Annotated in this window: 7 protein-coding genes, 1 pseudogene and 1 riboswitch; of the genes and pseudogenes, 6 read left to right on the top strand and 2 right to left on the bottom strand. The window is 71.9% G+C overall.

The window, feature by feature from the left end; genetic code table 11:
* On the bottom strand, window positions 1-2,328 hold a 2,328-nt coding region (locus H5J33_RS12840; protein ID WP_181795036.1), incomplete at its 3' end, for a DNA topoisomerase (ATP-hydrolyzing) subunit A.
* 329 nt (window positions 2,329-2,657) lie between these two features.
* On the opposite strand from H5J33_RS12840, the gene H5J33_RS12835 reads away from it, so the two are divergent.
* The 5 genes and pseudogenes from H5J33_RS12835 (at window position 2,658) to H5J33_RS12815 (ending at window position 8,086) form a co-directional block, all read left to right on the top strand.
* Window positions 2,658-4,061, top strand: a complete 1,404-nt coding sequence (locus H5J33_RS12835; RefSeq protein WP_181795035.1) for a pitrilysin family protein — start codon at window positions 2,658-2,660, stop codon at window positions 4,059-4,061.
* The gene (locus tag H5J33_RS12830; RefSeq protein WP_181795034.1) at window positions 4,058-5,446 is read left to right on the top strand and encodes a pitrilysin family protein; all 1,389 of its coding nucleotides are present in this window, start codon (window positions 4,058-4,060) and stop codon (window positions 5,444-5,446) included. The genes H5J33_RS12835 and H5J33_RS12830 overlap by 4 nt, the downstream gene beginning before the upstream one ends.
* A 226-nt stretch (window positions 5,447-5,672) precedes the next feature.
* A riboswitch (cyclic di-AMP (ydaO/yuaA leader) is annotated at window positions 5,673-5,825 on the top strand.
* A gap of 12 nt (window positions 5,826-5,837) precedes the next feature.
* Window positions 5,838-5,966 (top strand): annotated as a pseudogene (locus H5J33_RS12825) (M23 family peptidase); the annotation flags it as partial.
* Window positions 5,967-6,026: 60 nt separating this feature from the next.
* On the top strand, window positions 6,027-7,289 hold the full coding sequence (locus H5J33_RS12820; RefSeq protein WP_181795033.1) for a VWA domain-containing protein: 1,263 nt from the start codon (window positions 6,027-6,029) through the stop codon (window positions 7,287-7,289).
* A complete protein-coding gene (locus H5J33_RS12815; RefSeq protein ID WP_181795032.1) occupies window positions 7,289-8,086 on the top strand; it encodes a hypothetical protein in 798 nt (265 codons plus the stop codon). The genes H5J33_RS12820 and H5J33_RS12815 overlap by 1 nt, the downstream gene beginning before the upstream one ends.
* An 83-nt stretch (window positions 8,087-8,169) precedes the next feature.
* On the opposite strand, the gene H5J33_RS12810 is transcribed toward H5J33_RS12815, so the two are convergent.
* A complete protein-coding gene (locus tag H5J33_RS12810) occupies window positions 8,170-8,796 on the bottom strand; it encodes a helix-turn-helix domain-containing protein (protein WP_181795031.1) in 627 nt (208 codons plus the stop codon).
* Between the two features lie 81 nt (window positions 8,797-8,877).
* Between H5J33_RS12810 and H5J33_RS12805 the strand changes: the two genes are divergently transcribed.
* Window positions 8,878-10,086 carry a pyridoxal phosphate-dependent aminotransferase gene (locus H5J33_RS12805; protein ID WP_181795030.1) on the top strand — a complete coding sequence of 403 codons (1,209 nt, stop codon included), beginning with the start codon at window positions 8,878-8,880 and terminating at the stop codon, window positions 10,084-10,086.
* The last annotated feature ends 218 nt before the right edge of the window (window positions 10,087-10,304 follow it).

Here is a 10,304-nt window from a genome sequence, read left to right as displayed (position 1 = left end):
GCCCGCCCAGGCCAGCGACAGGCAGTCCTCGCCCTTCAGGAACCGCTGGCAGCGCACCCCGCCGGTGGCCCGGCCCTTGCGCGGGTACTGGTCGAACGGGGTCAGCTTGGCCGTCGTCTGCACCGAGTCGTCCAGCGTGCCCCGCGAGCCCGCCACCGTGAACACCACCGCGTCGGCGGCCGGGTCGACCGCCGTGAAGGAGATCACCTTCGCACCCTCGGCGAGCTTGATGCCCGTCATGCCGCCCGCCGGACGGCCCTGCGGGCGGACGATGGAGGCCTGGAAGCGCAGCAGCTGCGCGTCGTCCGTGATGAACACCAGGTCCTCCTCGCCGGTGCGCAGCTCCACCGCGCCGATGATCCGGTCGCCCTCCTTGAGCGTGATGACCTCCAACTCGTCCTTGTTGGACGGATAGTCGGGCACCACCCGCTTGACGACACCCTGCTCGGTGCCGAGCGCCAGACCCGGCGACGACTCGTCCAGCGTGGTCAGGCAGACCACCGTCTCGTCGTCGTCCAGGGAAACGAACTCCGCCAGCGGGGCTCCGCCCGACAGGTTCGGCGCGGTCGTCTGCTCGGGCAGCTGCGGCAGGTCGACCACGTTGATCCGCAGCAGCCGGCCCGCCGAGGTCACCGCGCCGATCACCCCGCGCGCGGTCGTCCGCACGGCCGAGACGATCACGTCGTGCTTGACCCGCTTGCCGCCCGCGGCCCGCGGAAGCGGCGCGTCGGTCGCCGTACGGGCCAGCAGGCCCGTCGAGGACAGCAGCACCCGGCACGGGTCGTCGGCCACCTGGAGCGGCACGGCGACCGGCGTGGCCGCGGACTCCAGCAGGACCGTGCGCCGATCGGTGCCGAACTTCTTCGCCACGGCGGCCAGTTCGGCCGAGACCAGCTTGCGCAGCTCCGTGTCCGACTCCAGGATCCGGGTCAGCTCCTCGATCTCCGCGGTGAGCTTGTCCTTCTCCGCCTCCAGCTCGATCCGGTCGTACCGGGTGAGCCGGCGCAGCGGCGTGTCGAGGATGTACTGCGTCTGCACCTCGCTCAGCGAGAAGCGCTCGATCAGGCGCTCCTTGGCCTGCGCCGAGTTGTCGCTGGAGCGGATGATCCGGATGACCTCGTCGATGTCGACCAGCGCGGTCAGCAGGCCCTCGACCAGGTGCAGCCGGTCGCGCTTCTTGCCGCGGCGGAACTCGCTGCGCCGCCGGACCACGTCGAAGCGGTGGTCGAGATAGACCTCCAGCAGCTCCTTCAGGCCCAGGGTGAGCGGCTGGCCGTCGACCAGGGCGACGTTGTTGATGCCGAAGGACTCCTCCATCGGGGTCAGCTTGTACAGCTGCTCCAGGATGGCCTCCGGCACGAAGCCGTTCTTGATCTCGACGACCAGGCGCAGGCCGTGCTCGCGGTCGGTGAGGTCCTTGACGTCGGCGATGCCCTGGACCTTCTTCGCGTTGACCAGGTCCTTGATCTTCGCGATGACCTTCTCCGGGCCCACCGTGAACGGCAGTTCCGTGACCACCAGGCCCTTGCGGCGGGCGGTGACGTTCTCGATGGAGACCGTCGCGCGGATCTTGAAGGTGCCGCGGCCGGTCGCGTACGCGTCCCGGATGCCGTCCAGGCCGACGATCCGGCCGCCGGTGGGCAGGTCGGGGCCCGGGACGTGCTTCATCAGCGCGTCCAGGTCGGCGTTCGGGTGCCGGATCAGATGGCGGGCGGCGGCGATCACCTCGCGCAGGTTGTGCGGCGGCATGTTCGTCGCCATGCCGACCGCGATGCCCGAGGCGCCGTTGACCAGCAGGTTCGGGAACGCGGCGGGCAGGGCCACCGGCTCCTGCTCCTGGCCGTCGTAGTTCGGCGCGAAGTCGACCGTGTCCTCGTCGATCGACTCGGTCATCAGGCCCGTCGCCTCGGCCATCCGGCACTCGGTGTACCGCATGGCGGCCGGCGGGTCGTCGTTGCCCAGCGAACCGAAGTTGCCGTGGCCGTCGACGAGCGGCACGCGCATGGAGAAGGGCTGCGCCATGCGCACCAGCGCGTCGTAGATCGAGGCGTCGCCGTGCGGGTGCAGCTTGCCCATGACCTCGCCGACGACCCGCGCGCACTTCACATAGCCGCGGTCGGGGCGCAGGCCCATCTCGTTCATCTGGTACACGATCCGGCGGTGCACCGGTTTCAGGCCGTCACGGGCGTCCGGCAGGGCGCGCGAGTAGATGACCGAGTAGGCGTACTCGAGGTAGGAGCCACGCATCTCGTCCACGACGTCGATGTCGAGGATCCTCTCCTCGAACGAATCGTCGGGCGGCGGGGTCTTCGTGCTGCGGCGGGCCATCGCTGCCTGGCTCCTTCTGATCTGGTCGCTCGCCTACGGGGCGCTTGGTGCTTGAAGCGTTTGACGGATCTGACGCCGACCATTGTGGACCGAGGCACCGACAACCCGTGCACGAGCCGGTCCGGGCGGCCCGGGCCGGCATCGGGAGCGGGGGCGCCCCCGGGCGCCGGGGAACCGTCCGGGAAGGGATCCGACGCAGCGTACGCGATCCGCTGTCGGCGTACGTCCGCGGGAACTTCGCGAAGGCCCCGCACGCTTTGCATACAGTGGCAGGAACGGCAGCACAACCGCGGTTTCCATCAACCGCCTCCGCTCGCGAAGGGACGTACATGCCCATGGGTCACACGACCACAGCCGAGGCAGGCTCCGGGGGCCTGACAGCGACCGAGCACCGCCTGGCCAACGGTCTGCGCGTGGTGCTCTCCGAGGACCACCTGACCCCGGTGGCGGCGGTCTGCCTCTGGTACGACGTCGGCTCCCGCCACGAAGTCAAGGGCCGTACCGGCCTGGCCCACCTCTTCGAGCACCTGATGTTCCAGGGCTCCGCGCAGGTCAAGGGCAACGGCCACTTCGAGCTGGTGCAGGGCGCCGGCGGCTCGCTGAACGGCACCACGAGCTTCGAGCGCACCAACTACTTCGAGACCATGCCCGCCCACCAGCTGGAGCTGGCCCTGTGGCTGGAGGCCGACCGCATGGGCTCGCTGCTGGCCGCCCTGGACGAGGAGTCCATGGAGAACCAGCGGGACGTCGTCAAGAACGAGCGCCGCCAGCGGTACGACAACGTGCCCTACGGCACCGCCTTCGAGAAGCTGACCGCCCTCTCGTACCCGGAGGGCCACCCGTACCACCACACGCCGATCGGTTCCATGGCGGACCTGGACGCGGCCACCCTGGAGGACGCCCGCCTGTTCTTCCGCACCTACTACGCGCCGAACAACGCGGTGCTCTCCGTGGTCGGCGACATCGACCCCGAGCAGACGCTCGCCTGGGTCGAGAAGTACTTCGGCTCCATCCCGTCCCACGACGGCAAGCCCGCGCCCCGCGACGGCTCCCTGCCGGACGTCATCGGCGAGCAGAAGCGCGAGGTCGTCGTGGAGGAGGTCCCGGCGCGCGCCCTGATGGCCTCCTACCGGCTCCCGCACGACGGCACGCGCGCGTGCGACGCCGCCGACCTCGCCCTGACCATCCTCGGCGGCGGCGAGTCCTCCCGCCTGTACAACCGCCTGGTGCGCCGCGACCGCACGGCCGTCGCCGCCGGCTTCGGCCTGCTGCGCCTGGCCGGCGCGCCCTCCATGGGCTGGCTGGACGTGAAGACCTCCGGTGACGTCGAGGTGCCGGTGATCGAGACCGCCATCGACGAGGAACTGGCCCGGTTCGCGGAGGAGGGGCCCACCCCCGAGGAGATGGAGCGCGCCCAGGCCCAGCTGGAGCGCGAGTGGCTGGACCGGCTCGGCACGGTCGCCGGCCGCGCCGACGAACTGTGCCGGTACGCCGTCCTGTTCGGTGACCCGCAGCTCGCCCTGACCGCCGTGAAGCGCGTCCTGGAGGTGACCCCGGAGGAGGTCCGGGAGGTCGCGGCGGCCCGCCTGCGGCCCGACAACCGCGCGGTCCTCGTCTACGAACCGAAGTCCCCGCAGGCCGCCCCCGACGCCGATGTCCCGGAGGACCCCGAGCAGGAAGCGACCGTGGAGGCGGGCCGCGACGAGACCGAGAACGAGGAGACGGCCAAGTGACCGAGCTCGCCACCATGGAGTTCCACCCCCAGCCGCAGCCCGGCGAGGCCAAGCCGTGGGCGTTCCCCGCCCCCGAGCGCACCGCGCTCGACAACGGCCTGACCGTGCTGCGCTGCCACCGCCCCGGCCAGCAGGTCGTCGCCGTCGAGGTGCTGCTGGACGCGCCGCTGGACGCCGAGCCGGCCGGCCTGGACGGCGTCGCGACCATCATGGCGCGGGCCTTCTCCGAGGGCACCGACAAGCACTCCGCCGAGGAGTTCGCCGCCGAGCTGGAGCGCGCGGGCGCCACCCTGGACGCGCACGCCGACCACCCCGGCGTCCGGCTCAGCCTCGAGGTGCCGGCCTCCCGCCTGGCGAAGGGCCTCGGCCTGCTCGCCGACGCGCTGCGCGCGCCCGCCTTCGCCCCCGGCGAGGTCGAGCGCCTCGTCCGCAACCGCCTGGACGAGATCCCGCACGAGCTGGCCAACCCCTCCCGCCGGGCCGCCAAGGAGCTCTCCAAGGAGCTCTTCCCGGGCACCTCGCGCATGTCCCGGCCGCGCCAGGGCACCGAGGAGACCGTCGAGAAGATCGACGCGGCGGCCGTACGCGCCTTCTACGACCGCCATGTGCGGCCCGCCACGGCCACCCTGGTCGTCGTCGGCGACCTGACCGGTACCGACCTGGACGCGCTGCTGGGCGACACCCTGGGCGCCTGGACCGGCACGCCGGGCGAGCCGCGGCCGGTGCCGCCGGTGACCGCCGACGACACCGGGCGCGTGGTGATCGTGGACCGGCCCGGCGCCGTCCAGACGCAGCTGCTCATCGGCCGGGTCGGCCCCGACCGGCACGACCGTGTGTGGCCCGCCCAGGTGCTCGGCACCTACTGCCTCGGCGGCACCCTCACCTCCCGCCTGGACCGCGTCCTGCGCGAGGAGAAGGGCTACACCTACGGCGTGCGCGCCTTCGGGCAGGTGCTCAGGTCCGCTCCGGACGGCACGGGCGCGGCGATGCTCGCCATCAGCGGCTCCGTGGACACGCCGAACACCGGCCCGGCGCTGGACGACCTGTGGAAGGTGCTGCGCACCGTCGCGGCGGAGGGACTGACCGACGCCGAGCGGGACGTCGCCGTGCAGAACCTCGTCGGCGTGGCGCCGCTGAAGTACGAGACCGCGGCGGCCGTCGCGAGCACGCTGGCCGACCAGGTCGAGCAGCACCTGCCCGACGACTTCCAGGCGACGCTGTACCGGCAGCTGGCCGCCACGGGCACCGTGGAGGCCACCGCGGCCGTCGTGAACGCCTTCCCGGTGGACCGGCTGGTGACCGTCCTCGTCGGTGACGCCTCCCGGATCAAGGAGCCGGTCGAGGCGCTCGGCATCGGTGAGGTGACCGTGGTGTCGGCCGAGTAGCGGTCCGCACACCCGGCACACACGCGCGTGGGGCCCCGACGGCTTACGGCCCGTCAGGGCCCCACGCTGTTCCACTCGGTTGCTCAGATGCCCGTTTTGGGGCGGAGGTTGCCTGTCTGGCCTGTGGGATGCGCTACAAAAAACCGGATCCGTTTGAGGATCGTAAGCGGGCCGCCGTAGCGTCGTCCCGGCTGTTCGTCAGGCAGTGCGCCGCACCCGCGGCACCGGACAGCCATCGCCGAGTCCCCGTACGGCGCGAGCCAGGGGAGCCGGGGACCCACCGTCCCTGGGGTGAATCGGGCGCCCGCGAGGGGGCCCGTAGGAGACCTTCCTGCTCCGAACCCGTCAGCTAACCCGGTAGGCGAGAGGGAAGGAAAGGACCAGCCACTTCATGGCGTTCATGTGCGCCACCGGGAAGCACCGCAAGCCCGGCCGGGTCAAGCGCACCACCGCTCAGGCGGCCGGCGTCGCGGCCCTGACCACCACCGGTGTCATCGGCACCCTCGCCGCCTCCCGCGCCCATCGTCCGCCCCCACGCCGCGTTTTGGAGTCCGGCGTGTCTGATCAATAAGATCCGGCGATGATCAGAAGACAACGGCTGGCGGTGGGGGTCTGTGCTCTGTTCGCCGCCCTGACCGCCGGGATCGCGTTCCCCTCGGGTGCGGTCGCCGATGAGACGGAGCAGGACGCTCCGAAGGTCGAACTCGTGCTGGACGTCAGTGGTTCCATGCGGACCCGGGACATCGACGGCGGCACCCGGATGGCCGCGGCGAAGCAGGCGTTCAACGAGGTGCTCGACGCGACGCCCGAGGAGGTCCGGCTCGGTATCCGTACGCTCGGTGCCAACTACCGCGGCAACGACCGCAAGGAGGGCTGCAAGGACACCGCGCGGCTGTACCCGGTCGGCCCGCTGGACCGGACCGACGCGAAGACGGCCGTGGCCACGCTGTCGCCCACCGGCTGGACCCCGATCGGGCCCGCGCTGCTGAAGGCGGCGGACGATCTGAACGGCGGGAACGGCACCCGCCGCATCGTGCTGATCAGTGACGGCGAGGACACCTGCCAGCCGCTCGACCCGTGCGAGGTGGCCCGGGAGATAGCGGCCAAGGGCATCGGCCTGACCATCGACACCCTCGGCCTGGTGCCCGACGCGAAGACCCGCGCCCAGCTCAGCTGTATCGCGGACGCCACCGGCGGTACCTACACCGACGTCCGGCACAAGGAGGAACTGAGCGACCGGGTCGGCCAGTTGGTGGACCGGGCGGCGGATCCGGTGGTGACCCCGGTCGCCACGGAGGGCGCCGACCGGTGTGAGAAGGCCCCCGTCCTGAAGTCCGGTCTCTACACCGACCGCGAGGAGTTCGGGCAGCAGCGCTGGTACAAGGTGGACGTCGAGCCCGGCCAGGAGCTGCGCGCCTCGGTGAGCGTGGCGGACGACCGGGCCGTGAACCCCCACTACGGGGTGCTGCTGCGGGCGGTGACCACGCACGGCCGGGAGATCGTGCGCGGGGAGGCCGCGGGCACCGGCCGTACGGACGTCATCTCCACCGGTCTGCGCTACCCGAAGCAGGACGGCGACGACGAATCGGCGCCCGCGGAGACGGTGTGTCTCCAGGTGACCCAGTCCTTCTCGGCGGCCTCGGGGGTGAAGACCACGCCGGGTCTGCCGCTCGAGCTGACCGTCGACGTGGTGGACGGCCCCTCGGGCCACCACGACGTGGCCGCCTTCGGTCTCGGCCGTGGCTGGTGGCTGCTCGGCGCCCTGGTGCTGGCCGGCTTCCTCGCGGGTCTGCTGTGGGGCTGGCTGTCGCGCTGGCGGGTCTCGGTCTGGAGGACGAACTGATGCGGATCACACGAGTGCTGGGCGCCGCGCTGCTGGCGCTGGGGCTGGCCGCCGGGCCGGCCGCCGCCGACTCCTCGCTCTCGCCGGGCGCCTCGGCCGACGACGACGCGCCCACCCAGGCGGGCACCTCGTTCCGTACGGCGGCGGAGATCGAGCAGGGCGAGCGGGCCACCGCCTCCGGCTCCACCGGCGACTACCTGTACTGGTCCTTCCCGGCGGACACCGGGCAGCGCCCCACCGTCAAGGCGACGGTGAAGCTCCCGGCCCGGCACGGCGCCGAGACCTGGCAGCTGGACGTGTACGACGGGCTGCGGCGCCGCCAGGCCTGCCAGTACGGCGCCCAGTCGCGCACCGCCGCGTCCGACGCCGGCTCCGTCGAGCTGGCCTGCGTGCTGCGTACGGTGCGCGGCTGGTCGGAGCCGTGGGCCAACGACCCGCTGCCGGGCACGTACTACATCCGGCTGACGGTGGTGGACCTCGCCGCCTCCGATCTCGGCCAGCCGGTCGGTGCCGAAGTGCGCGTCGACTCCAAGGACATCGGCGGCGCGGCGGCGGTCGACGGGTCGCTGGGCAAGCCGCTCGTGCCGGGCATCGCCGTCAAGTCCGCGGAGGAGAAAGAAGGGTCGAAGGGGGCCGTGCTGTCCAGCTTCGGTCGCGACGGCTGGTCGTCCGGCTGGTGGTCGGACCGTTGGGTGTGGACCGGGATCGGCGGTGTGCTGGCCGCGCTCGCCGGCATCGGCGGCTACGCGCTGACCCGCGGGTCGGGCCGGCCGTCCCGGGTGCCGCCGGGCGCCTGAGCCGTACCGCCCCCGAGGTTTCGTGAAGGCCCGCCGCTTCGGCGGGCCTTCGTCCTTGTCACCCCGGTGCGCCGCTCCACGCCTCACTCCTCGCGCAGCGCCTTGGCGAGCGTGCCCTCCCCGGTCACCGTCACCCGTCCGTCCCGTACCGCGTCCCGCAGGGCCAGCTCGCCGCGGGCGACGGCCTCGCAGGTCGCCGCGTCCATCACCAGGCGCGCGTCGGCCGGGCCGGGGGCCGGACCGTCGCCGTAGACCGGGCCTTCCTCGGCGCCGACGCGGAGGTGGAACTCGCCTTCCTCCAGGCGCACTTCGAGGACGCCCTCACCCTCCAGCGCGCGCAGCAGCGGCAGCGCGAACCAGTGCGCCCGCACCGCGTCGGTGGGTCGGCGCTCGCCCAGTTCCCGCGCGCCCCAGGTGCCGAGCGCCTGGAGGACCGGCAGCAACTCTCGGCCGCGAGCGGTGAGTTCGTACACGTACGCGGCACCCGGCGGGGGCAGCCGGCGCCGGGTGGTCAGGCCGTCGCGTTCCATCTCCTTCAGCCGTGAGGCGAGGACGTCCGTGCTCACGCCGGGCAGGTCGGCGTGCAGGTCCGTGTAGCGGCGCGGGCCGGCGAGCAGCTCCCGGACGATCAGCAGGGTCCAGCGGTCGCCGACCAGGTCGAGGGCGCGGGCCGCGGAACAGTACTGGTCGTAGCTTCGGCGAGGTGACATGCGACGCAGTGTAGACGCGTTGTTGGACTTTCCAAGCTCCCGCTTGGTAAAACCAAGCAACACGAGTTTCCGGAGGGGCCCATGGAGTTCCGGCAGTCCAACAAGCTCAGCGAGGTGTGCTACGAGATCCGCGGCCCGGTGATCGAGCACGCCAACGCGCTGGAGGAGGCGGGGCACAGCGTGCTGCGCCTGAACACCGGCAACCCCGCGGCCTTCGGCTTCGAGGCGCCGGAGGAGATCCTCCAGGACATGATCCGGATGCTGCCGCGGGCGCACGGCTACACCGACTCCCGGGGAATCCTCTCCGCCCGTCGCGCGGTCGCCCAGCGCTACCAGACCCTGGGCCTGGACGTCGACGTGGACGACGTCTTCCTGGGCAACGGCGTCTCGGAACTGGTCTCCATGGCGGTCCAGGCGCTGGTGGAGGACGGCGACGAGATCCTGATCCCGGCGCCGGACTTCCCGCTGTGGACGGCCGCCACCACGCTGGCCGGCGGCAAGGCCGTGCACTATCTGTGCGACGAACAGGCCGACTGGAACCCCGACCTGGCCGACATGGCGGCGAAGATCACCGACCGCACCAAGGCCGTGGTCATCATCAACCCCAACAACCCGACGGGCGCGGTCTATCCGAAGGAGGTCGTCGAGGGCATCCTCGATCTCGCCCGCCGGCACGGCCTGATGGTGTTCGCCGACGAGATCTACGACCAGATCCTGTACGACGACGCCGTGCACCACTCGGCCGCCGCGCTCGCCCCCGACCTGGTCGTCCTCACCTTCTGCGGGCTGTCCAAGACCTACCGGGTGGCGGGCTTCCGCTCCGGCTGGCTGGTGGTCACCGGCCCGAAGCAGCACGCCAGGGACTATCTGGAGGGCCTGACCATGCTGGCCTCCATGCGGCTGTGCGCCAACGCGCCCGCGCAGTACGCCATCCAGGCCGCGCTCGGCGGACGCCAGTCCATCCGCGAACTGACCCGCCCCGGCGGCCGGCTGCACGAGCAGCGGAACGTGGCCTGGGAGCGGCTCAACGAGATCCCGGGCGTGTCCTGCGTCAAGCCCAAGGGCGCGCTGTACGCCTTCCCGCGCATCGACCCCAAGGTGCACCCGATCCACGACGACGAGAAGTTCGTCCTGGACCTGCTGCTGCGCGAGAAGATCCAGGTGGTCCAGGGCACCGGCTTCAACTGGCCCGCCCCCGACCACTTCCGCATCCTGACCCTGCCGCACGCGGAGGACCTGGAGGCGGCCATCGGCCGGATCGGCAGGTTCCTCGCCGGGTACCGGCAGTAGGAGCCGGCCGGGGCCGGAGAGTTGGCCCGTTTCGCTCGCTTGTGCGAAGATCACCGCGCATGATCGGGGGACTTCCGCGACGAGCCCTCGGTGCGCGCCCGACCAGCGCCGCACCGCCGCGCACCGCACCGCCGCGCCCCGGTCCGCTCCATCGACCAGGGGGAAGCAGCAGTGTTCTCGTACCGAAACCCGGACTCCTGCGGACATCCGGATCCGTC

Source organism: Streptomyces sp. WELS2, from assembly GCF_013870595.1.
Lineage (GTDB): Bacteria > Actinomycetota > Actinomycetes > Streptomycetales > Streptomycetaceae > Streptomyces.
The sequence above is the reverse complement of the archived record's forward strand: the minus strand, read 5'-3'. Positions and strand labels throughout refer to the sequence as shown.

Bases quoted from the DNA above. Each gene is read 5' to 3' on its own strand.
- H5J33_RS12835 (WP_181795035.1), top strand. From the start codon at position 2,658: ATGCCCATGGGTCACACGACCACAGCCGAGGCAGGCTCCGGGGGCCTG.
- H5J33_RS12805 (WP_181795030.1), top strand. From the start codon at position 8,878: ATGGAGTTCCGGCAGTCCAACAAGCTCAGCGAGGTGTGCTACGAGATC.
- H5J33_RS12815 (WP_181795032.1), top strand. From the start codon at position 7,289: ATGCGGATCACACGAGTGCTGGGCGCCGCGCTGCTGGCGCTGGGGCTG.
- H5J33_RS12810 (WP_181795031.1), bottom strand. From the start codon at position 8,796: ATGTCACCTCGCCGAAGCTACGACCAGTACTGTTCCGCGGCCCGCGCC.
- H5J33_RS12820 (WP_181795033.1), top strand. From the start codon at position 6,027: ATGATCAGAAGACAACGGCTGGCGGTGGGGGTCTGTGCTCTGTTCGCC.